This window comes from Myxococcus sp. XM-1-1-1 (genome assembly GCF_020037095.1).
Taxonomy (GTDB): domain Bacteria; phylum Myxococcota; class Myxococcia; order Myxococcales; family Myxococcaceae; genus Myxococcus; species Myxococcus fulvus.
Genome location: NZ_JAIQDH010000016.1, coordinates 225,263 through 247,625 on the forward strand (window position 1 = coordinate 225,263; position 22,363 = coordinate 247,625).

19 protein-coding genes are annotated in these 22,363 nt (G+C 71.3%); 14 read left to right on the top strand and 5 right to left on the bottom strand.

All coding sequences use genetic code 11. The features are described from left to right. Positions 1 to 189: 189 nt before the first annotated feature. The 4 genes from K8640_RS28055 to K8640_RS28070 all read left to right on the top strand — a co-directional run bounded on the left by K8640_RS28055 (position 190) and on the right by K8640_RS28070 (position 4,291). Positions 190 to 855, top strand: a complete 666-nt coding sequence (locus K8640_RS28055; protein ID WP_223749862.1) for a DUF4142 domain-containing protein — start codon at positions 190 to 192, stop codon at positions 853 to 855. Between the two features lie 155 nt (positions 856 to 1,010). Next, positions 1,011 to 1,991 carry a hypothetical protein gene (locus K8640_RS28060; RefSeq protein WP_223749863.1) on the top strand — a complete coding sequence of 327 codons (981 nt, stop codon included), beginning with the start codon at positions 1,011 to 1,013 and terminating at the stop codon, positions 1,989 to 1,991. Positions 1,992 to 2,015: 24 nt separating this feature from the next. After that, positions 2,016 to 2,768 carry an ATP-binding cassette domain-containing protein gene (locus K8640_RS28065; protein WP_223749864.1) on the top strand — a complete coding sequence of 251 codons (753 nt, stop codon included), beginning with the start codon at positions 2,016 to 2,018 and terminating at the stop codon, positions 2,766 to 2,768. Next, a complete protein-coding gene (locus tag K8640_RS28070; RefSeq protein ID WP_223749865.1) occupies positions 2,765 to 4,291 on the top strand; it encodes a glycine betaine ABC transporter substrate-binding protein in 1,527 nt (508 codons plus the stop codon). Before K8640_RS28065 ends, K8640_RS28070 begins: the two co-directional genes overlap by 4 nt. A gap of 4 nt (positions 4,292 to 4,295) precedes the next feature. Here the strand turns inward: K8640_RS28070 and K8640_RS28075 are convergent, their stop codons facing one another. Both K8640_RS28075 and K8640_RS28080 read right to left on the bottom strand, forming a co-directional pair. Then, positions 4,296 to 5,270, bottom strand: coding sequence for a heme A synthase (locus tag K8640_RS28075; RefSeq protein ID WP_223749866.1), 975 nt, complete (start codon positions 5,268 to 5,270; stop codon positions 4,296 to 4,298). A gap of 528 nt (positions 5,271 to 5,798) precedes the next feature. Next, the gene (locus K8640_RS28080; RefSeq protein ID WP_223749867.1) at positions 5,799 to 8,744 is read right to left on the bottom strand and encodes a sigma-54 dependent transcriptional regulator; all 2,946 of its coding nucleotides are present in this window, start codon (positions 8,742 to 8,744) and stop codon (positions 5,799 to 5,801) included. 192 nt (positions 8,745 to 8,936) lie between these two features. Between K8640_RS28080 and K8640_RS28085 the strand changes: the two genes are divergently transcribed. Further along, positions 8,937 to 9,947: a hypothetical protein gene (locus tag K8640_RS28085; protein ID WP_223749868.1), complete on the top strand. Its 1,011-nt coding sequence runs from the start codon at positions 8,937 to 8,939 to the stop codon at positions 9,945 to 9,947. A 4-nt stretch (positions 9,948 to 9,951) separates the two neighbouring features. On the opposite strand, the gene K8640_RS28090 is transcribed toward K8640_RS28085, so the two are convergent. Then, positions 9,952 to 11,361 (bottom strand): NAD-dependent succinate-semialdehyde dehydrogenase, encoded by a 1,410-nt coding sequence (locus K8640_RS28090; protein WP_223749869.1) that lies wholly within the window; start codon positions 11,359 to 11,361, stop codon positions 9,952 to 9,954. 135 nt (positions 11,362 to 11,496) lie between these two features. Here K8640_RS28090 and K8640_RS28095 point away from each other — a divergent pair, with 135 nt between their 5' ends. From K8640_RS28095 to K8640_RS28125, 7 genes are all read left to right on the top strand, one after another. Continuing rightward, positions 11,497 to 13,230, top strand: a complete 1,734-nt coding sequence (locus K8640_RS28095; RefSeq protein ID WP_223749870.1) for a sigma 54-interacting transcriptional regulator — start codon at positions 11,497 to 11,499, stop codon at positions 13,228 to 13,230. A gap of 217 nt (positions 13,231 to 13,447) precedes the next feature. Then, positions 13,448 to 14,185: a Dickkopf N-terminal cysteine-rich domain-containing protein gene (locus K8640_RS28100; RefSeq protein WP_141331118.1), complete on the top strand. Its 738-nt coding sequence runs from the start codon at positions 13,448 to 13,450 to the stop codon at positions 14,183 to 14,185. Positions 14,186 to 14,292: 107 nt separating this feature from the next. After that, a complete protein-coding gene (locus K8640_RS28105) occupies positions 14,293 to 15,345 on the top strand; it encodes a hypothetical protein (protein ID WP_223749871.1) in 1,053 nt (350 codons plus the stop codon). A 46-nt stretch (positions 15,346 to 15,391) separates the two neighbouring features. Continuing rightward, the gene (locus K8640_RS28110; RefSeq protein ID WP_223749872.1) at positions 15,392 to 17,680 is read left to right on the top strand and encodes a serine/threonine-protein kinase; all 2,289 of its coding nucleotides are present in this window, start codon (positions 15,392 to 15,394) and stop codon (positions 17,678 to 17,680) included. Beyond that, positions 17,680 to 18,411 (top strand): hypothetical protein, encoded by a 732-nt coding sequence (locus K8640_RS28115; RefSeq protein WP_223749873.1) that lies wholly within the window; start codon positions 17,680 to 17,682, stop codon positions 18,409 to 18,411. The genes K8640_RS28110 and K8640_RS28115 overlap by 1 nt, the downstream gene beginning before the upstream one ends. Positions 18,412 to 18,477: 66 nt before the next feature. Next, a complete protein-coding gene (locus K8640_RS28120) occupies positions 18,478 to 18,720 on the top strand; it encodes a hypothetical protein (protein WP_046710746.1) in 243 nt (80 codons plus the stop codon). Positions 18,721 to 18,826: 106 nt separating this feature from the next. Continuing rightward, positions 18,827 to 19,261 carry a biopolymer transporter ExbD gene (locus K8640_RS28125; RefSeq protein WP_223749874.1) on the top strand — a complete coding sequence of 145 codons (435 nt, stop codon included), beginning with the start codon at positions 18,827 to 18,829 and terminating at the stop codon, positions 19,259 to 19,261. A 17-nt stretch (positions 19,262 to 19,278) separates the two neighbouring features. On the opposite strand, the gene K8640_RS28130 is transcribed toward K8640_RS28125, so the two are convergent. Next, positions 19,279 to 19,587 (bottom strand): hypothetical protein, encoded by a 309-nt coding sequence (locus K8640_RS28130; RefSeq protein ID WP_223749875.1) that lies wholly within the window; start codon positions 19,585 to 19,587, stop codon positions 19,279 to 19,281. 190 nt (positions 19,588 to 19,777) lie between these two features. Between K8640_RS28130 and K8640_RS28135 the strand changes: the two genes are divergently transcribed. After that, positions 19,778 to 21,100 carry an AHH domain-containing protein gene (locus tag K8640_RS28135; protein WP_223749876.1) on the top strand — a complete coding sequence of 441 codons (1,323 nt, stop codon included), beginning with the start codon at positions 19,778 to 19,780 and terminating at the stop codon, positions 21,098 to 21,100. 3 nt (positions 21,101 to 21,103) lie between these two features. Then, positions 21,104 to 21,679: an imm11 family protein gene (locus K8640_RS28140; RefSeq protein WP_223749877.1), complete on the top strand. Its 576-nt coding sequence runs from the start codon at positions 21,104 to 21,106 to the stop codon at positions 21,677 to 21,679. Positions 21,680 to 21,700: 21 nt separating this feature from the next. On the opposite strand, the gene K8640_RS28145 is transcribed toward K8640_RS28140, so the two are convergent. Next, positions 21,701 to 22,267 carry a pyridoxamine 5'-phosphate oxidase family protein gene (locus K8640_RS28145; protein ID WP_223749878.1) on the bottom strand — a complete coding sequence of 189 codons (567 nt, stop codon included), beginning with the start codon at positions 22,265 to 22,267 and terminating at the stop codon, positions 21,701 to 21,703. Positions 22,268 to 22,363: the final 96 nt, after the last annotated feature.

Sequence of the window (22,363 nt, forward strand, 5' to 3'; positions counted from 1 at the left end):
ATGTAAAATGTCTTTAATTGACGCGAAAATACCCGGAGAGCGGCCACGGGAAATCGACGGCGCCCGGAGCGGGAGCGTCGGGCGGCGCACGCGGGCGCGGGGCCCGGGGGAGGGGCTGACGGGCGGGCGACGTTTGCCGGGGCGCGGGGGCCGGACCACTTTGCGGCAATCCCTGTCCAGGAGGACGGCATGGCTCGAAGGATTCGTGGTGGTGGGGTGGCGGCCCTGGCGGCGGCCCTGGTGTTCGGCTCGATGACGGGCTCCGCGCTCGCGGACGACGCGAAGAAGGACCGCAAGGAGCAGAAGCGCATCGGTGAGGCCGTGGCCGAGAAGGAGCTGTATGTCGGCAAGCTGGCGCTCTTCGATGCCAAGCAGATTGCCCTGGGCAATCTGGCGTTGGAGAAGACCCAGGACGAGCAGGTGCGCACGTTCGCCCAGAAGCTGGTGGATGACCACAAGCAGCACCTGTCGGGCCTGAAGGCGTGGGCGGACAGCAAGCAGATCGAGGTGGCCACCATCGACCTGAACCAGCCCGCGTCCGGCACGGGCGGCTCCGGCGCGATGCAGGAGGGCTACGACAAGAAGATGGAAGGCGTCGACGAGCGCCTGAACAAGGCCATCACCGAGGCCGAGAAGGACCTGGACAAGCTGCGCGAGAAGAGCGGGAAGGACTTCGACAAGGACTTCCTGTCGCGCGTCGCCGATGACGGCAAGAAGGGCCAGGACATGGTGGCCGATGGCATGAAGAAGTACGAGACCGACGCCGCCTTCAGCGAGCTCTTGCGCCGCACGCGCCAGGGCATCGCGAGCAACGAGCGGCAGGCCAAGGAGATGGAGAAGGCCCTCCGCCGCTAGGACTCGCGCGCTCGACGCATGACAGCACCCGCGCGGTGACCCGGTGCTTCCGGCGTCACCGCGCGGTGTCGTCTCGGGGAGGCGCTGTGTGCGCCGCTGGGCGCCTTTCGCGCTCCCGGGTTGACGCGGTGGGCGGTGGGTGTTTATCCCGACGCATGGCGAATGCCTGGAAGTGGGTAGCTGCCTGGTGGTGTGTCGTCCTGTGCTCGTGCGCGACGTCCGCGCCCCAGGTCCCGCCTGTCCCGCCGGAGGGCGCCACGCCCGTGGGGCCGTTCCTGCCGGCGGCGCGCGCGCTCTTCGCGGGGTGCACGCCGGTGCCCGACGGCCCCACGTCGCGTGTCTATCAGTGTGGCGACTCCACGGTGTGGCTCGTCGAGCGCAAGGCCGTGACGTCCGAGCGTGTGCTGGCGCTGGCCCGGGCCCGGCTGGTGGAGCGGCTGGGCGAGCGCGTGGTGGTGGCGGAGGGCGCGCTGCCGTTGGCGGACCGCTCGTGGCCCGCGGCCCGCTTCGCGGTGTGTGACGCGGAAGGGGGAGGCACGGAGGCCTCGACGCCCTGCCGCGCGGGCGGCTACCTGGTGTCCGTGGCGGGGCCGCTCGGCCGGCAGCGGGAGCTGGGCTGCGTGGCGAAGAACAACGCCCAGCCCGCGGTGGCGCGCTGCCTGGAGCTGTTCGAGTACCTCGCGGCGAAGGGCAATCCCGAGGGGGAGCTGCTCGACGAGCAGGCGATGTTGCTGCCGCCGCGCCTGCCCTGGCGCTCGCTGGCGGTGCCCGAGAAGTGTCAGCCCTCCGAGTCCACCAGCCGCGCGGGACGCATCCGCTGCGACGACGCGTCCTTCGTGTGGAGCGTGTATCGGCCCGCGCGCACCGAGGTCACGGTCCGCTGGAGGGACCAGAGCGTGTCGGAGCTGCGCGCCGCCCTGCCCGGCGCCGGGCCCGTGAAGGAGGTGGCCTGCCTGCTGGAGCAGCAGCCCGCGCGGTGCCTGCGCTTCACCGCGCCCACGTCACGCGGGCCCCTGGTCGTCTGGGCGGGGGCGACACACTGGGATGACCGCGCGGTGTTCGCGGCGTGCAGCTTCCTCGAGTCCGAGGAGCCCGCGTTCCCCGCCGTCTGCAATGGCGCCTTCTCCGTCCCCTGAACGCAGCGAGGAAGGAGCCCGCCCGTGTACGCGTTGCAGCAGGTCTCCAAGCGCTTCGATGACACCCTCGCGCTGGATGCGGTGACGCTCACGCTCCAGCCCGGGCGGACCACGGCGCTGCTCGGGCCGAGCGGCTGCGGGAAGTCCACGCTGGTGCGCCTGCTCAACGGGCTGCTGCGTCCGGACACGGGGCAGGTGCTGTACGCGGGACAGCCGCTGCCCACGGAGGAGAAGGCGCTGCTCGCGCTGCGCCACCGCGTGGGCTACGCACTCCAGGGCGGGGGGCTCTTTCCTCATCTCACGGGTGAGGAGAACGTCGTGCTGATGGCCCGGCACCTGCGCTGGCCGGAGGCGCGCATCCGGGAGCGCCAGGAGGTGCTGGTGGAGCTGACGCGGTTCCCACCCGAGGCGCTCGCGCGCTACCCGGCGCAGCTGTCGGGAGGACAGCGGCAGCGCGTGGCGTTGATGCGCGCGTTGATGCTGGACCCGGAGGTGCTGCTGCTCGACGAGCCACTGGGCGCGTTGGACCCGCTGGTGCGGCATGAGCTCCAGGCGGACCTGCGCGCCATCTTCGCGCGGCTCGGCAAGACGGTGGTGCTGGTGACGCATGACCTGGCGGAGGCGGGGTTCCTCGGGGATGACATCGTGCTGATGCGGGACGGGCGCGTGGTGCAACAGGGCTCGCTGACGCAGCTGGAGACCCAGCCCCAGGACACGTTCGTCACGCGCTTCATCCAGGCCCAGCGGCTGTCGCCCGGGGGAGGCGTCACCGGATGAGCGCTCGCGCGAGGTGGACCTTGCTGGTGCTCGTGCTGTCGATGGGGGCCTGCTCCCGCGCGTCGAGCACGCCGGAGGGCACGGCGTCCGTGCGCGTGGGCTCCAAGAAGTTCACCGAGTCCGTCATCCTCGGGGAGATGGTGACGCAGCTCGCGCGGAGCACGGGGGCGAGCGTGGGGCATCGGCGCGAGCTCGGCGGCACCGCGGTGCTCTGGGAGGCGCTCAAGCGGGGCGAGCTGGATGTGTATCCCGAGTACACCGGCACGCTGCGCCAGGAGCTGCTCTCCGGCCGCGCGCTGCCCGATGACGCGGCCCTGCGCGCCGCGCTCGCCGAGGTGGGCCTGCGCATGAGCAAGCCCCTGGGCTTCAACAACACCTATGCCCTGGGCATGAAGGAGGCGGAGGCCGAGCGGCTGGGCATCCGCCGCATCTCGGATTTGCGCGAGCACCCGGAGCTGCGCTTCGGCTTCAGCAACGAGTTCATGGAGCGCGCCGACGGGTGGCCCGCGCTGAGAGACACGTACAAGCTCCCGCAGCGCGACGTGCGCGGCCTGGACCATGACCTCGCGTACCGGGGACTGGAGGCCAGCTCCGTGCAGGTGACGGACCTGTACTCCACGGACGCCGAAATCGCGGCCTACGGCCTGCGGGTCCTCGAGGACGACGCGCGCCACTTCCCCGCCTACGACGCCGTGCTGCTCTATCGCGAGGACCTGGAGTCGCGCGCCCCCGACGCCCTCGCGGCCGTGCTGCGCCTGCAGGGCCGTCTCTCGGAAGACGCGATGGTGAAGCTCAACGCCCGCGCCCGACTGGAGCGCGTGCCCGAGCCGCGGGTGGCCTCCGACTTCCTCGCCGCGAAGCTGGGCGTCTCCACCGAGGTCCACGGCGAGGGGCTCGTGTCGCGCGTGCTGCGCCGCACCCGGGAGCACCTGTTCCTCGTCGGCGTGTCGCTCCTGGCCGCGCTCGCGCTCGCCGTCCCGCTGGGTGTGCTCGCCGCGCGCAGCCCTCGGCTGGGGCAGGGCGTGCTGGGGCTCGCCGGCATCATCCAGACGATTCCCTCGCTGGCGCTGCTGGTGGTGATGATTCCGCTGCTGGGCATCGGCTCGCGACCGGCCATCGCCGCGCTGTTCCTCTACAGCCTGCTGCCCATCGTCCGGAACACCACCGCGGGCCTCACGGGAATCCCGCTGGAGGTTCGCGAGTCCGCGGACGCGCTCGGCCTGCCTCCGCGCGCCAGGCTCTGGCGCATCGACCTGCCCATGGCCTCGCCCTCCATCCTCGCGGGCATCCAGACGGCCGCCGTCATCAACGTGGGCACCGCCACGCTGGGCGCGCTCGTCGGCGCGGGAGGCTACGGGCAGCCCATCCTCACCGGCATCCGGCTGGACGACACCCGCCTCATCCTGGAGGGCGCCGTCCCCGCCGCCGTGCTGGCCCTGCTCGTCAGCGGCCTGTTCGAGGCCCTGGGCCGCGCGCTCATCCCCAAGGGGCTGCGCCTGCGCGCCGAGTCGGAGTCACGCTGACGCCTCAGGCGGCCGAGGCGTGCGTCGGCACCGGCTCCGACACCCGCTCCGCGCGGGGCGCGTCCTTCGACAGGCCCGCCGCGCACAGCCGCACCACCGTCATCCACACGAAGTCCGCCAGCAGCAGGTGCACCAGCTGCAGCCACACCGGCGCGAGCAGCACCACGTTGACGAGCCCCGCCCCCAACTGTAGGACGTAGAGGCCGGTGAGCAGCATCGCGGACTGCTTCACCTCCGGCGACGGCCGCAGCCGCGACATCCACCGCCCCACGTACACCAGCGCCGCGCCCATCAGCACCGCGATGATGGGGTGATAGATGCGCCGGCGCACGAAGAGGTGGGCCTGGTCGTTCGCGTGCTGCGCCAGCCCCTCCGCCAGCGTCTCCGAGGGGAACAGCGTGTCCCCCAGCGCCGCCACCGCGCCGCTCACGCCCAGCAGCATCATCCCGGCCACGCACACGCCCACCAGCACGCCCACCCAGCCCTGGCCCCGGAAGGCCAGGCTCGCCCGGCCCTTCGAGAACCACACCACCAGCGTCTGCGCGCCCACCAACAGGAACGTGTTCACCAGGTGCACGCCCATCCACACCGCGCGGCCGACGGACGCGTTGTCCGCCACGTACTGGAGCAGCACGATGCCGGCGCCCACCAGCGCCTCCGTCATCATGAAGAACAGCGCCCAGTTCGCCGCCTTGCGCACCGGGTGGCCCTTGGCGTGCGCCCGCATGGCCCACACGCTCAATGCCACCGCGAGCAGCATCACCACGCCGCTGGTCAGCCGGTGGGTGTACTCGATGAGCGTCTGGACCGTCGGCTCGCGGGGCACCACCTGCCCGTTGCACACCGGCCAGTGGTCACCACAGCCCGCCCCGGAGCCCGTGGCGCGCACGAAGGCGCCCCACAGAATCACCCCCAACGTGAAGACGAGCACGCCGAGGCTGAAGCGCTGGAACGAGCGGGTCGAGGCGGGATGAGTCATCGCGCTCCCCCCTTATCGCAACCGGGCTCCACCCGCCGCCCACGCACCCCATCCAGCGTCACCCCGCCCATCAGCCCGCCTGCTCGGCGCCTCCCTCGCTCGGCGCCGGGGCATATCCGGATAGGGCCCGCCGGATGTCCCACCCGGCCCATTGGATATGTCTGCTCCCTTTGACTACCTCATTGGATGATGTCCATTGGACACTTCCCTGCCCCTAAGGGCTGGCACGTAGAGTGCTTAGCGATCGCTCAGTGCGCGACGGACCTCTCCGGAGGCTGGCGACACACGGTTTGAACAGGTGACCGCCCTCGGGCGGTCCCGGCACCCAGGGTCGAAGCTTCCCCCCTCTTGGGCCCATGGGTGTGTTCTTTGAGAGGCAACAGTCGGAAGCAGTACCGCGCTTCGGGCCGGGGTTCCCCCCCTCCCCGGCCCGGAGCGGACCTCTTCCGACGCGCGCCTCATGAGGTTCCCACAGGGGTGTGGGGAAACAGGGCGGGGCGCATCGCGGGTTGGGGTGGTTCCTCGACTTCAGCCCGCGATGCGCATCTGCTTTGCCCCCAGCACCGCCGGCAAGGGCCCGTACGCCATGGAGCGCTCGATGACGTTGCGCAGCTCGCGCACGTTGCCGGGCCACGGGTGGGCCATCAGCGCCTCCAGCGCGTCGGAGCCCAGCTGCGGTGGCGGCTGTCCCTCGGGCGTGAGCTGCCGCACGAAGTGCTGCGCCAGGGCCACCACGTCCTCGCGCCGCTCGCGCAGGGGCGGCACGCGCACCGGCACCACCTGGAGGCGGTAGTAGAGGTCCTCGCGGAAGCGGCCCTCGCGCACCAACTGGCCCAGGTCCCGGTGCGTGGCGGCCACCACGCGCACGTCGACCTCCACCGGGCGCGTCTCGCCCAGGGGGAAGACCTCGCCGTTCTCCAGCACGCGCAGGAGCTTGGGCTGTACGTCCAGCGGCAGCTCGCCAATCTCATCCAGGAACAGGGTGCCGCCGTGGGCCGCGCGCAGCACGCCGGGGTGGTCCGTGGCCGCGCCGGTGAAGGCGCCCCTGCGGTAGCCGAAGAGCTGTCCCTCGAAGAGCTCCTTGGGGACGGCCGCGCAGTTGAACGCCACGTAGGGCCGCTGCGAGCGCGTTGAGAGCAGGTGCAGCGCCCGCGCGACGACCTCCTTGCCCGCGCCGGACTCGCCCGTGACGATGACGGTGGAGCGGCTGGCGGACAGGCGCGAGAGCTCCGCGCGCAGCCGCTTCATCGAGGGGGACGCGGCGATGAAGCCCGGCAGCTCCGTCTCGCGCCCGGGCTCCTCGGACGCGGGCTCGCTCGTGCCCGACACGCCCGCTTCCACCGCCGTGAAGCCGCGCAGCGTCGCCACCTCCAGCGCGAAGCCTCCCAGCCGGGACAGGAGCGTGAGCAGCGCGCGGCCATCCACCGGCAGCGGCCCCACGACGCCCAGCCGCAGCCTGCGTCCACACCCGTCGCCGAACTCCACCTCGTCCGTGGCCGGCCGCGCGTCCAGGCCCGCGAGCACCGTGACGCGGCCCTGGGAGTCCACCTCTTCCAGCCGGGGCGCGCAGCCGGGGAACAGGCCCTCCAGCACGCCGAGCAGCTCGCGCTGGATGAGCGGCGCGCCCATGCCGCGCACGGACAGCCGCTCGAAGGGCACCACCAGCGCCTCGGAGCCCAGGCGCGTCGTGGCCCCGGGCTCGGAGGCGGGGCTGCCCGAGCCGGCCGGGCGCGCCGTGGCGGGGATGAAGTTGGGCTGCGGCGCCATGCCGATGCGGCGCAGCTCCGCGTCGCTGGCGGCCAGCAGCTCGTCGGCGGCCGGGTCTCCCTCGTGCTTGGCCAGCCACGCCAGCAGGCTGCGCGTGAAGGCCGCCATGCACACGTCGCCGGAGAGGCGGAAGGTGCCCAGCGAGGCCTCGAGCAAGTCGCGCGCCTCGCGCGTGCGGCCCTCGACGACCAGGAGCATGCCCTCGAAGCGGTGGAGCAGCGCGGAGTGCCACGCCGACGGCATCCGCTCCAGGAAGGCGCGCGTGCGGCGCAGCACCACCCGGCCTTCCTCCCGCTGCCCGGCGTAGGCGCGCGCGGCCGTCTCGTACAGCAGACACTCGCGGCGCAGGTAGGGCCAGCCGCCCAGCTCCATGCCGCGCGCTCCGGCGGCGGCGAAGCCCGCGGCGGCGCGCTGGGCGGTGCCCTCGCTCAGGTCCGCCATGGCCTCCACGAAGAGGGCGTACGCGCCGGTGAGCGAGCGCTGGATGTTGCCGTCGTACGAGGACAGGCGGGAGGCCAGCTTGCGCAGCTCCGCGGGCCGGTTCACCGTCAGCCACAGCTTCGCGCGCGTCACCGCGAGCTGCAGCGGCGTCCAGCTCAGCTCCTCCACCACGGCGTCGGCCTCGTCCAGCGCGGCCTCCGCCTCGGCGAAGCGCGCCAGGCGAATCAGCGCCTCGGCCTCTGCGCGCGCCGCGAAGATGAACGAGAAGCCGCGCGCCATGCGTCCGCCGTACGCGGCCTCGCGCGCGCGGCGCACCAGCAGCAGCGCCTCCTCTGGCTCGCACGCCTCGTCCAGCCGACGCTGCGCGAGGAAGGCGAGGTTGCGCGCCTCCAGGAACGCGTACCCCAGCCGCGCCGCGCCCTGGGCCACTTCACGGAAGCGGCGCGTGGCCTGCGTCGTCTCGCCGCGGATGGCCTCCTCGTGCGCGCACACGTCCTCGGCGAGCAGTCGCAGCGCCGGGTCCGTCACGTGGGTGAGCGCCTCCGCCACGCGCCCCGAGTAACGCGCCACCCGCTCCGTCTCACCCAGGTAGAAGGCGCCCGCCGTCTGCGCCATGCGCAAGAGGCAGCGCGCGTCCGAGTCCGGGTCCTCGACCAGCAGCGCCTCCGCGCGGGCCACGTGCGCGTCACTCTTCACGGCGTCGAACAGCTTCCCATCTGGCGACGCGTAGAGGTTCGCCGCGAGCGCGTGCACCTGCAGCTCCACGCCCCGCGGCAACAGGCCCATCTCCGCCTCGCCCAGGTGCGGCAGCAGCGTGGCGAGCGCGCCCCGGCTGTCCTCGCGTCCCCAGCGCTGCAGGTGGGACAGCCCCACCGCGGCGAGCGCCCTCGCGCCCGGGGTCCGCAGCACGCCCGACGCCAGGAGCGTGAGCAGCTCCTCCTCCGCCGCGCGCCACTCGGCCCGCTTCAGTCGGTCCAGGGCAGGCTGCAGCCGCTGGCTCTCCTCGGGGCGCAGCTCCTGGCGGGACAGGGAGGGCAGCTGAGCGCCCGTGAGCCCGCCACCCTGCAGCTGCTTGAGCGCCTGCGCCACCCGACCTCGGGGACGCCGCGCCTGGGGCGCGTCTTCCGGCAGCTCCCAGCGATACACCGTCAGGGGGGTGACTCCCAGCATCCGGGCGAAGGCAGCACGACTCTGGCCCCCACGCAGCGCGCGGATGGCCTCGGGGCTCAGCTCCCCGCCTTCCCCCTTTTCCTCGATGCTCTCCACGACACCGAACCCCTTGTGCCCCCCGCGAACACAATCTCATGGGCCTTTTCCAGGGGGAATGCAAACGATTGAGCATTTCCCCGGATTACCCACGAGTATCACCCGTCTCGACTCGGTGCGGGGGAGCACGAAGCGCCCAACATGATGTGGGATTCACCTCCCCGATGGCGGGGGAGGTCGTTATCGTATCGCGTGCCCCGAGCCTCCGAGCCACCTCCTCCGAGCGCGCCTCCCCGCCAGCAGGACGAGCGCCTGCGCCGTCTGGAGGACGCCTTGTCGGAGGGCCAGGCCCGCGAGGACGCGGCGGTGGAGGCGTGGGTGCGCAAGACGGGGCGCCTGCCTCCCCGGAAGGTCCGCCGGCAGTGGGAGAAGCAGTGGCGCAAGGAGGCCCGGCGGGACGCGCGCAAGGCGACGCGGCCCCGCTCACGGCGGCGCTCCTCGAACGCCTCCAGGGACCCGGTCAAGGCGGCGGCCTTCATCGCGCCGGCGATCGTGTGCCTGCTCATCGCCATGGGACAGCCCCGTCGGCTGTGGTGGCTCGTCTTCGTTGCGCTGGGACTCTTCCTGGCGTCGGCGAAGTACCTGAGGCGCCCCACGGAAGAAGAGGAGGCGCAGGCCACCGGGCTCGGGGTGAAGCCCGCCACGTCCGCCGAGCCCGTGGACCCCAAGGTGGCGCGCGTGGACGCGGTGTGCGCGAAGCTGCTGGCGGAGCTGGCCCAGGGGCCCGCGGTGCTGCGCGAGGTGGTGCACGCCCCCGAGCGCACGGTGGAGGCGCTGCGCCAGGGCTGTCACGCGCTGGCGAGCCGGGAGCGGACGCTGCGCGCGCTGGCCACACCCGAGGAGGCGAGCCGGCTGGAGGAGGAGCACCGCGCGCTGTCCGCGAGGGTGGCGACGGAGCAGGACGCGGTGGTGCGTGAGCGGCTCCAGGGCGCGCTGTCCGCGCTCGAGTCGCAGCGTCAGCAGCGCGCGGAGCTGTCCACGGCGGCGGACCGGCTGGAGGCCGAGTACACGCGGCTGTTCTACACGCTGGAGGGCCTCTACGCGCAGGTGCTGCGGGTGCGCACGGCGGACGCGTCCGGCGAGGACGTCGCCGGACTGGGTCTGCGCCAGAGCGTGGAGCAGCTCGGCGCCGAGGTGGAGGCCGTGACGGAGGCGCTGGAGGAGGTCCACCGCCCGCCGGACGGCCGGGTGCGCACGCGCTGAAGCGCTACTCGCTGAGCGCGCCGCCGCGAGCCGCAGGCGCGTCCCCACCGGTCGCGACGCGCACCGTCTTCGCGTTGAGGAACTCGTGGATGCCCAGGTCCGCGAGCTCGCGCCCGTGGCCGGAGTTCTTCACCCCGCCGAAGGGCAGCCGCGCGTCGGACACCACCATCTGGTTGACGAACACCATGCCGGACTCGATGCCGTCGATGAAGCGGCGCTCTTCGCCCGCATTGCGCGTCCACACGCTGGCGCCCAGGCCGAAGGGCGTGGCGTTGGCCAGCTCCACCGCGTGCTCCACGTCGCGCGCACGCAGCAGCGTGGCCACCGGGCCGAACAGCTCGTCATGGAACGCGGGCGCGGAGGGCGGCGGGTCCGCGAGCACGGTGGGCGGATAGAAGTTGCCGGGCCGCTCCAGCGGCTTGCCGCCGAGGAGCAGCCTCGCGCCGGCCTTCACGCTCGCCTCCACCTGCGCGTGCAGGCCCTGGAGGATGCCCTGCGTGGCCAGCGGGCCCAGGTCCGTCTTCGGGTCCATGGGGTCGCCCACGGTGACCTTCTTGAGGCGCTCGACGAAGCGGCGCTCGAACTCGGCGGCGATGGGCTCGGCGACGATGAAGCGCTTGGCGGCGATGCAGGACTGGCCGTTGTTGATGAGCCGCGCGGACGCGGCCGTCTCCACCGCCTTGTCCAGGTCCGCGCTGGGCATGACGATGAACGGGTCGCTCCCGCCCAGCTCCAGCACCACCTTCTTGAGCGACTTGCCCGCGGACTGGCCCACCGCGCGGCCCGCGCCCTCGCTGCCGGTGAGCGTCACCGCGCGCACGCGGGCGTCCTCGATGACGCGGTTGACGTCGGCGGTCTCGATGAGGAGCGTCTGGAACGCGCCCTTCGGGAAGCCCGCGTCCAGGAACAGCGTCTCCAGCGCGAGCGCGCACTGGGGCACGTTGTGCGCGTGCTTGAGCAGGCCCACGTTGCCCGCCATCAGCGCGGGCGCGGCGAAGCGCACCACCTGCCAGAAGGGGAAGTTCCACGGCATGATGGCCAGCACGGGCCCCAAGGGTTGGTAGCGCACGAAGGCGGTGTCTCCGCCCACGTCGATGGGCCGGTCCTTGAGCAGCCCCTCCGCCTTGGCCACGTAGTAGCGGCACGCCGTCGCGCACTTCTTCGCCTCGGCCTTGGCGGCCTCCAGCGGCTTGCCCATCTCCTCGGTCATGATGCGGCCGTAGTGGTCCGCCCCCGCTTCCAGCAGCTCCGCGGCGCGGCGCATCCAGCGGGCGCGCTCGGCGAAGGGCGTCTGGCGGTACGCGCGGAACGTGTCCGAGGCGAGCTGGAGCCTCGACTCCAGCTGCTCCGGAGTGAGGGCGTCGAACGTGCGCAGCGTCTTGCCGGACGTCGGGTCGATGGTGGCGATGGCCATGGGAGGCTCCTTGCGGGAGCGCGGTGATAGCAGTCGGGCGCGCGCGCACAATGCCCGGTGGTGGCCAGCGTCAGGGCCCGCACGCGCCGGGGCCCCCGTGTTCCTGATATGCGACACATGTCGCCCGCGTCCGCCATGCCCCAATTCCTCGTCCTGCCCGACGGCCACCGCCTCCCCCTGGACAAGCCCGTCCTCTCCCTGGGCTCCGACGCCACGTGCGACGTGGTGCTCACGGGCACGGGCGTGAAGCCGAGCCACGCGCTGCTGTTTCGCGACGCGCGCGGCTGGAGCGTGTCCCCGGCGGGGCGCGGCTGTGACGTGCGCGTGAAGGGCCGGCGCGTGGACCTGGCGCCGCTGGAGCCCGGTGACCGCATCCGCCTGGGCACGGTGGAGGTGGAGCTGGTCGAGATGGGGGAGGGGCGCGCGGAGGGCTCGCGGACGCCCGAGCCCCGGCGCCTGGTGGCGGTGATGGCGGAGCTGTCCTCGCGGCTGCTCGCGCAGCGGCCACCGTTGGAGTTGCTCGACGTGGCGATGCGGGGCCTCGCCGACGTGGTGGGCGCGGACGTGGGCTTCCTGGTCGCGGCGGACTCGAGTCAGGGGCCCCGGCGCGTGTTGTTCGCCACCGGCGCGAAGGCCGACGCTGGGGTGGTGGACAGCCTGGTGGACCGGGTGCTGACGTCGGGCGCGCCCGTGCTCGTGGCGGACGTGGCGGCGGACGCGGCCTTGGCGAGGGCTCCAAGCCTGGAGGCGCTGCGCTTGGGCTCCGCGCTGGTGGTGCCGCTGCGCGTGGAGCTGGTGCCGTTGTCGGTGGTGTACCTGGGGCGCAAGCTCGGCGCGCCCGCTTTCACCTCGGCGGACCTGGAGGAGGCGCTGGCGCTCTGCGCGATGACGGCGCTGCTGCTGTCGACGCGGCGCGAGCTGACGGAGCTGCGCTCGCGCGTGGAGGGGCTCACTCGGCGCATCGAGGCGGCGACGTTCGAGGGGCTCATCGGCGAGTCCCCGGCGATGCGCGCGCTGTATCGCCAGGTGGAGCGGCTGGGCCCCACGCCGCTCAACGTGCTCATCCAGGGAGAGACGGGCACGGGCAAGGAGCTGGTGGCCCGCGCGCTCCATCGCCGCGGAGGGCGTCCGGGGCGGCTGGTGGCCATCAACTGCGCGGCGCTGCCGGAGAGCCTCATCGAGCGCGAGCTGTTCGGCCACGCGCGCGGCGCCTTCACCGGCGCGGGCGCGGAGCGGGCGGGGCTGGTGGAGGCGGCCGACGGAGGCACGCTGTTCCTGGATGAGATTGGCGACATGCCGCTGTCGCTCCAGACGCGCCTGTTGCGCGTGGTGCAGGAGCGCGAGGTGACGCGGCTGGGGGAGCACACGCCGCGCAAGGTGGACGTGCGGGTCGTCTCCGCGACGCACGTGCCGCTGGAGGAGGCGGTGCGCAAGGGCACCTTCCGCGCGGACCTGCGCTACCGGCTGGAGGAGGTGCGCGTGGACGTGCCGCCCCTGCGCGAGCGCGGTGACGACGTGCTCCTGCTCACGCACCACGTGCTGACGCAGGAGTCGCGCAAGGCGCGGGGCCTCACCCAGAAGGCCATGGAGGCGCTGCGAGGCCATCCGTTCCCCGGCAACGTGCGCGAGCTGGTGTCGCGCGTGCGGCGCGCGGCGGTGCTGGCCACGGACGAGCTGCTGCGCCCCGAGGACCTGGAGCTGGGCGCGGAGGACGGGCCCATGGTTCCGCTGGAGGAGGCGCGCGAGGCCTTCGTCCAGCGCTACGTGCGTGAGGCGATTGCCCGCTGTGGCGGCAGCAAGAAGGACGCGGCGGCGGCGCTGGGCATCGGCCTGCGCTCACTGTTCCGCTACCTGGGCGAGGGGGACTGACACGCCGCCTCCTCGGGAGGCCCTGTCCGCGTGCCAGTCCTGGCACGTTTCCCCCGTCGCTGCGCGGCTGTGAGCGCCGTTCTTCGCGCAACCCCTCGGAATCGCGGGGCTTCGCACTCGCATGAGCCCGCGGCACGGCGGTTGCGATGGGGCCTGACCATACGCCGCTGACGGAAAGGGCCGGCGCGCGGCGAGAACGACCTTCACGGAGACGAACATGAAGCGATGGCTGATGGCGCTGTTCCTGGCGGTGGTGGTGACGGGCTGTGGCAGCACGAGCGAGGACGACGACAAGAACCCGAACAACCCCGACCCGAACGACCAGGAGAAGATGCTCTGCAGCGCGAGCAAGGCCTGTCCCTCCGGGCAGTTCTGCTTCAACGGCTTGTGTGCGCTGGGCTGCCAGTCGAACGCGAACTGCGCGGCGGACCAGTACTGCGACACCGAGGACACGGGCGCGCTGGCCTCGTACTGCAAGAACAAGAAGGTGCCGACGTGCACCTCCGACACCCAGTGCCTGAGCAACCAGACCTGCATCGAGGGCCTGTGCAGCCTGCGTCCGCCCGCGAACCCGCCCACGTGCGACCCGAACACGTCCGACTTCAAGGATGGCTGCGACACCTACTCGGTGTGCATGGACCCGGATGACGACGGGGCGCGCCAGCCGTACTGCGCCAGCTTCGCGCCGTGCGCCGAGGACGGGGCCTGCCCGGTGGGCCTGGGCGGCGCGGTGTGCAACGACGGCTACCTGTCGAACAAGGGCCGCTTCTGCATGCAGGGCCTCTGCCGCGACAACTCCAACTGCCCCTCGGAGTGGAGCTGCGTGAAGCCCTTCACGGGCTCGGTCATCGGCTTCTGCAGCCCGGGCGCCTTCGGCTTCCCGTGCCAGGAGAACTCGCAGTGCAAGAGCGGCCAGTGCTTCGGCGCGCCGGGCTTCATGGGCACCTGCATGTAGCAGGGCGCTGAAGTCGGTCCTCGTGCTTCCAGGGAGCACGAGGGCCGTGCCTCGCGGGGGCTCGCGCTCCCGCGGGGATTTGCGCGTAGAGTGGCGAGGCCTTGTTGATGCGTCGCTTCCTTTCCTGCTGTGGGCTGGTCGTGCTCGTGCTGCTGTTCGCGCCGGGCTGTCCTCTCGACATCCGTGTCCGCTGTGACGAGTCACACGCCTGCGCCTCGAACGAGGTCTGCGTGCGGGGAGGCTGTGAGCCTCGGGCCGTGGAGCGGGTGGGGGAGGACTGTGACGGGGACTCGGAATGCGGCCCCGGGCTCACCTGCGGCCTGGGCTTTCCGGGGGGGTACTGCCTGCTCGAGTGCTCCGCCGACGCGCCATGTCCCTCGGGCACCGTGTGCGCGAAGGACCTGGGGGTCTGCCTGCTCGGGTGCGGCGAGGACTGCTACCGCCCGGGCTACGGCTGTGGCCCGGTGCCCGACTCCTCGGGACTGCTGAACGCCTGCGTGCCCGTCGCGACGCAGGCGGATGGGGGTGGCTCGGACGGCGGCGGTGGCGCGGATGGGGGTGGCGGCCTGGATGCCGGGTGCACGACCGCGGTTTGCGAGGCGCCGGACGCGGGCTGCTCGGGTCCGACGTGTGGTTCGTCGGATGGGGGCTGCGCGGCCACGGTGGGGATGGGGGGCGCGTGTACTCGCGCCTGTGAGTGCCTGGAGGCAGCCGCGGCCTGCGTGGAAGGGCGGTGCGCGGAGACGTGCACGTCCGACTTCACGTGCCGGGATGGGCGACGTTGCAACAACGACGAATGCGAGGTGGGGCCCCGGTTGGGTGAGGCCTGCAAGGACCCGTTCGACTGCGCGGACACCGCGAGGTGCCGTCCGGAGCGGCCCCGGTGCGAGGAGTCCTGCAACCCGAACGCGGGAGGCGGCATCTGTCCCGCGGGCTACCAGTGCGCGTTGGATGGGCTGTGTGTGCGGGAGTGCACGGGAATCCCTGAATCGACGGGGGAAGTCTGTGAGAACTCGTGGGACTGCGCGACGTGCGCGGTGTGCCTGAGCTCGGGGGCGGAGTCGCGGTGTCGGCGCACCTGTCGGCTGGACAGGGACTGCCCCGGGGGGGCCGTGGGAGCGTGCGAGCAGGTGGGCGAGACGAAGGCCTGCCGGCTGTAGCACTTGGGTTGCTCGCGGGAGGCGGCTCCCCGAGAATGCGCCCGTGATGAAGGGTGAGGTGGTTTCGGGCCGCTACCGACTCGAGCGGGAGCTGGGGCGTGGGGGGATGGCCACGGTCTTCCTGGCCGTGGACCTGCGCCTGTCCCGGCCCGTGGCGTTGAAGCGGATGCACCCTGGCAAGGACCCCGGGCGCGTGGAGCGCTTCCGACGCGAGGCCGAGCTGGCGGCCTCCCTGCACCACCCCAACATCCTGGAGGTGCACGACTTTGGTGAGGACGCGGAAGGGCCGTTCCTCGTCTGTGAGTGGGTGCGGGGCGAGGACCTGCGCAGCCTCGCGGCGAGGCTCGGGCCGGTGCCGCCCGAGGCGGCGCTGGTGCTGGGCTGGGAGCTGGCGCGGGCCCTGTCCGCGGCGCACGCGAGCGGCGTCGTGCACCGCGACGTGAAGCCGGACAACGTGTTGGTGGCGGAGGGCGGGCCGCTGAAGCTGGCGGACTTCGGGCTGGCCGCGCTGGAGGACCAGGAGCGGCTGACGAGCACGGGCGCCGTGACGGGCTCGCTGGCGTACATGGCGCCCGAGCGCATCGACACGGGCGCGTTCACCCCGGCCTCGGATGTGTATGCCGTGGGGGTCATCCTGTTCGAGCTGGTCTCGGGCGGGACGCCGCACGCGGGCAAGGGCGCCGCGCACCTGGCGGCCTCGGTGATGACGCGGGATGCGCCGTCGTTGACGGAGGTGGTGCCGGGGACGCCCGAGTCCCTGTCGGCCCTGGTGTCGAGGTGTCTGGCGAGGGATGCCCGGAACAGGCCGACGGACGGCGGCGTGCTGGCGGCGGAGCTGGAGGCGCTGCTGCGGCAGGAGGTGGGGCCGCCCGCCGAGGTGGCTCGCGAGTTCTTGAGCAACCCCATGGCGGGTGCCATCCAGTGGCGGAAGTCTCGCTTCCAGCGATTGCTCGCGGAGGGGCGTACGCTGCTGGCGAAGGGCGAGGGTGCTCGCGCCGCGAAGGTGCTCAACGCCGCGTTGGCGTTGGAGCCTACGTCGTCCGAGGTGGTGGCCTTGCTGCGGGAGCGGCAGCGGCCCAGGAACTCGCGGGCGTGGTGGGCCGCGGGGTTCGTGCTCTGCGCGGCGACGGGGTTGGGTGGATGGACGTTGTCTCGCCATCGCGAGGCGTCGCGAGCCGAGGATGTGCTTTTGGTGCCAGGGGCCGGGGACTCGACGCTGTCCCCGGATGACGCGACACAGCTCCGTGAAGGTCCGTCGGGTGCACGCGCCGACGACGCGACGTCGCTCCGTGAAGGTCTTTCGGGTGCGCGGGCCGAGGACGCGACCTCGTCCCGGGATGGACAGGCAGGCGCAGAGGGCGAGGGCTCGACGCCGTCCCGAGGGGAAAGGGCGGGCGCACGAGCCTCGGACGTTGGAGAGGCAGGCGCGGGGAAGGCGTCGTGCGCGGAGGGAGGCTCCTCTTCGGAATGTCTGAAGGCGCTCGCGCGAGGGAGCGAGGACGCGGGGCGCGGAGCCGAGCCCCTCCTGGATGATGGGCTGGGCGGCGAGAGTGTCAGCGCGGCGCGCGAGGCTCTCGCCGAGCTGTCGCGGACGCAGGCGAAGAAGTCGATGGGTGCTCGGTCCACCGGAGGCCCTTCGGGGCGCGCTGGGAGCGCCTCCGTGCCTACGGCTCCGCGTCCGAGCACCGTGGGCGAGACGACCGTGGGGGCTTCGACGCAGCCGGAGCCGACCCCGGACACGGACGTCGCGGACGCTGGCGAATCGAATACACGGGGAGACGTGACGTCGGTAGCGCATGCCCCCGTGGGAGATTCAGTGAAGCCGGAGTCGATGGAGGGCTCCCCTGTCGTTCCCGTGACGGGTGACCCCGCGCCGACGGCGAGTTCGGACGCGAGTGCCGCCGCGCCCGCGAGCCCCGGGGTGCTGAAGCTGACGGCGCGCCCGTGGGCGGAGGTCTTCGTGAACGGAGAGAGCCGGGGGTACACGCCTCGGGTGCGCGAGGTCTCGTTGCCCGCGGGGACGCACCATCTGCGCTTCGCCAACTCGTTGTGCGACGAGGTGGAGATGCAGGTGTCGCTCGCGCCTGGGGAGACGGTGACGCGGGACGTGGTGTTGCCGTTGCGCAAGGCGGAGGTGCTCATCCTCGCGCCCGTGGGCTCGCGGCTCTTCGTGGACGGCCGGGAGGTGGGCGTGGCGCCGCTGGCGAGCGCGGTGAAGGTGGAGCATGGCCGCCACACCGTGACGGCGCGGCGCGCGGGTGCGCCCGTGTTGCAGCGTGAGGTGGACGCGGTGGCGGGACGGCAGCTCGAGGTCTCGATGGAGGGGCCGCCGTGATGATGGGGTTGGCCCTGGTGCTCGGGGTGCTCGCCGCGTCGCCGTTGGATGGCGCGCGGGAGGCCTATCAGTCCGGTGAGCTGTCCCGGGCGCGCGCGGAGCTGGAGTCATTGCTCTATCCATTGCGGCTCGATGGCGACGAGCTGGAGGCGCATGCGCACCTGCTGCTCGGGGCGACGTGGCATGCGCAGGAGGAGCTGGCGCGCGCCGAGGACGAGGTCGTGCGCGGGCTGGCCGCCCACGAGGGCGCGGCGTTGGACCCGCTGTTGTATCCGCCGGACTTCCTCGCCTTCGTGGAGCGCGCGAGGACCCAGCATGCCTCGCGCATCGCGGAGCTGCGGGCCGAGCGACGTCCGCGCCTGATGCCTCCGCCGACGCCCATCGCCACGCCGGTGCGCGAGGTCGCGACACGAGAGGCGCATCCGACGATGTCCCGGGCCTGGTACCTGGCGCCGATGGGCGTGGGGCACTTCAAGCAGGGACGCTCGGGGATGGGCACGGCGCTGGCGGTGAGCCAGGGCCTGGGGCTCGCGATGGCGGGTGTGTCGCTGGGGACGTCGCTGTCGCTGCGGGGCCCGGATGGGCGCTACAGCGCGAAGGACGAGGGGACGGCGCGCACGCTGAACGTGACGTACCTGGTGGGCGCCTATGCCTTCGCGGCGGCGTATGCGTATGGTGTGTTCGACGGGCTGGTGCTGACGCCCGAGCCGCCCGCTCGCCCGGTGCCCTGAGGGACGGGCGGGATTTTCGTGCCGCGCCGCGCCCTTTTAGGGAAGGCAGGAGGACTGGAGACCGCCATGACGACCGACATCATCCGCGAGCGCCGCTTCAACCCCATCATCGCTGGTGTGTTGTCGTTCTTCTTCCCGGGGTTGGGGCAGCTCTACAAGGGGCAGCTCTTCCGGGCCATCCTGTGGTTCTGCTTCGTGGGCGCGGGGTACTGGTTCTTCGTGTTCCCCGGCATCGTGCTGCACTTCTTCTGCGTGCTGGGCGCCGCGTTCGGCAGTGCGGGGCAGGACCGGTTCCGGCTGTCGCGGTAGCGGCGCGCCGTGACGGAACGATGACCGCTCGCGGGACGTCCGCCCGCCAGCCGCGTCTCGCGTCCGTGTACCCAGGTGACTGTCCCTTCCAGCAAGGAGCAGCCGCATGGGTATGTCCGTCGGTGGTGGCCGGGGTGGCGTGAAGAGTGAGATCAACGTCACGCCCCTGGTCGACGTGGTGCTGGTCCTCCTCATCATCTTCATGGTGGTGACGCCGATGATGCAGCGAGGCCAGCAGGTGGCCCTTCCTCCGTCGCGACAGCCGGACGAAGAGAAGGCGACCCCGAGGGATCCGCTCATCCTCTCGATGACGTCGGACCGCCGTCTGTTCGTGGAGGCGGAGTCGTACGCGGACGAGAAGGCCTTCCAGGCGAGGCTCCAGGCCGCGATTCGAGCGGAGCCAGGCCGGGGGCTGTTGCTCAAGGCGGACCAGTCGCTCACCCACGGTGATGTGCTGAAGGTGATGCGACTGGCCCAGGGCGCCGGGGCGAAGCAGGTGGCGCTCGCGGTGGTGAAGCCCGGAGAGGGCGCTTCACCGTAGGCCCGTGTGTCGAGCGACTACTCCAGCTCCAGCTCGACACCGCCTCCGAGGCGCAGCGCGAGGTTGACCAGGGCGCCGGTGATGAGGCCGAGAACGAAGCCCGCGAGGCCGTAGAGGATGACGGCTCCCACCATCAGGAGGAGCCCGCCGCCCAGTCCCAGCTCGCCCAGGTGCAGGCCCTTGCCGAGGATGGCGTAGGTGCGAGACGAGCCGAGCAGCAGCACCGCCATGCTCGTCAGTGTTCCCACGGTGACGCCAATCAACGCATAGAAAGCACCCAGACACTTGCCGAGCGAGATGGCGCCGACACCGCGAATCACTGTCATTCCAAGTCCCCCCCTCCGCCAGGACTGGCGGCACTTCGCTCCCCTCTAAGGGGCCGTGGACCTGGACGAAAATGGAGGACATCCCGCTGTCAGTCAGATTCGTCCTCCGGGTCCACGGCGCCTGGTTGTCAGAGCGGTCTGCTATGGCCTCTGCGCTCACCGATGCTCTGGCAGCCGAAAGTAGGGTGACATGAGGCCTGCATGCATTGCCGTGCTGTTTCTGTTGGCGGGCGGATGTGCATCGACCCGCGTCGTCCATCTCGACATGGGGCAGGGCGAATCCATCGCGTATACGCCCGTTGAGTCTGGCCCGGTCGAGGTGAATGAAGACTCGTTCAAGCGCGCGGTCACGCAGCTCGTGCTCGGCATGCAGCTGGACGTGGCCTTCCGCGAAGTCGAGCAGGACGACCGACGCTCATTGCTTGCTTTCTCGGGAGGGCTCGTTGAGGGTGTCCAGGCTCGCCCTGGTCCCTCGGCATATGAGCGAATCTGTCAGCGGCAGGAGGAGCCCCTGGCCTGCCTGAGCATGATAGCCGGCGGCCTGACGCTCGGACCCATGGAGCGGCGGATGATGGCGCTCTACTTCGCCCTCGACACGGTGTGGGAAGGCGTCGAGGAAGCGATTCGCGGCATGGTGAATGCCGCGGCGTTGCGCGCGATGGTGACGACGATGATTGGGACGGCGCTCGTGATGCTGGTAGCCCCCGAACCCGTCACGAAGTTGCTGGCGGTCGCACTCACAGCATCCCTGATTGCCTATCTCGGGACAGGGCCTGTCTGGAATCTCGGGCAGGGATTCTTGCGGCTCATGGACGAGTCCCGCGACGCAGTACGCTTGGACGAACTGGAGCGCGCGGGGCATCGCTTTGGAAAGGTGCTGGGGGATAACGGCGCACGTGTCCTGGTGGTCGTGGCGCTGGCTGCCCTCGGTGGGAAGAGTGCGCTGGCCGCCCAGGGGCCGAAGCTGCCGGGCTTTGCCCAGGCCGCGAGCCGAGCGCAGTTGGAGGGAGGCTTTCAACTCGCGAGTGCCATGGCTGGCGAGGTCCAGGCGATCTCCATCGTGTCAGCTGGGGTGCTGAATGTGACGCTCGCGCCAACGGCGGTTGCCGCGACCGCGATGGGGGCAGGGGAGGCTCCTGGGGCGGCTACAGGCGTTGGCGCGGGCATTCAGGGAGACCCCGAGGGCAATGTTCATCACATCTGCACGGACAAGAACTACGTCTCCGATGCGAACGGAGGCCCCTGGACACCGGAGTTCGAGCGAATCTTCAACAGGGCCGGAATGAAGCTGAGTGACCCGGAGAACCTCGTGCGCATCAGGGGCCATCAAGGGCCTCACCCTCGCGAGTACCATGAGGCTGTCTCGATTCGTCTCAACACCGCGATGCGGAAGTGCAGAGGTATCGCTCAGTGCAGGGGCGCACTCACTGCTGAGCTTGCCAAGATTGCGCGGGACCTCGTAAGGGAGGGGACGGATTTGCGGAGATTCATCACGAAGGGGCTCGAGGAGTAGGTCGTGGAACGACGCTTCTTTGCACTGAGTGCAGACATGTACGTGAAGGGGCGTTGGTATCTGTCGGACCCCGTCGATTCAGAGGGTGCGGAGATCGACGACATCTGGCAGTTCACCGAAGGACGCCCCTTGGAAACTCAAGAGCCGTTGCGAATACCGATTCAGCGCCCCGGAGAGCCGCTCGATATCGAGTTCGCGGGTGCTGGCAAGGCGCCGGTTGTCAGTGAGCGGGTGGCCGCCGTCTTCCGTGAGCAGGCCTCCGACGACGTGCAACTCTTCCCTATATGCGTCGATGGAAGAGCGGAGCCCTACTTCATCCTCAATGCCGTTCGGACGCTCCGCTGCATTGACGAGGCTGCCTGTCGTGAAGTGCAGCACTTCACCGCGGACGAAGAGATGTTCGCGGAGCGGGCAGGTCAGTATCGCTATGTGGGCGGTTTGCGCATCGACAAGTCGAAGGTCGGTGGAGTGCGGGTGTTCCGCCTGTGGGGCTGGCCCTTGCCGCTCATCGTCGACGAAGAGGTCAAGGAGGCTCTGGAGGCGAACGGCATCTTCGGTGGGAAGTTCGAAGAGGTCTGAAGACCCCCGGGCATCCCGCCGTCAGTCGGACTCCTCCTCGTCGAACAGGCCGGTCGGCAGGCCGTCGATGCTGTGCGCGTTCTTCTTGCGCCGGTACTCCGTCAGCCCTTCCTCTCCCTTGCTCTCCGCCCATCGCGTGAGCGTGGGCCTGTCACTGGTGAACTCGTACAGGGGCACGCTGTAGCCACAGGACTTCTGCACGAGGTCGATGTCGAGCTTCACCATCTGCCGCGCCCCCAGCGGCTCCACGCCGCCGAACTCGTGGGCCAAGAGCCGCGTGTACTCGGCGCTGCCCCGACGCAGCACCTGTCCCCGCCCATAGAGGCGCAGAATCATCGGCGGCCCCTCGAAGGCGCAGAACATGAGCGTGAGTCGCCCGTCGGCGCGCAGGTGCGCGGCCGTCTCGTTCCCGCTGCCGGTGAGGTCCAGGTAGACGACCTCGTTGGGCCCGAGCACGCGCAGCGAGTCGAGCCCCTTGGGGGACAGGTTCACCCGTCCCGTGCTGGCGGCGGAGGCCGTGAAGAACATCCGCTGGCGCAGGATGAAGTCGCGGTGGAGGGGCTCGAGGTGCGGATACTGGGTGGCCATGAGGAGTCCCGAGGGCAGGCGCGTCGAAGGCGTGGAGGACAGCGGACACTCAGCGCTTCCCAGGAGTCTCGGGGCGCACATCCATGCATAGTGTCA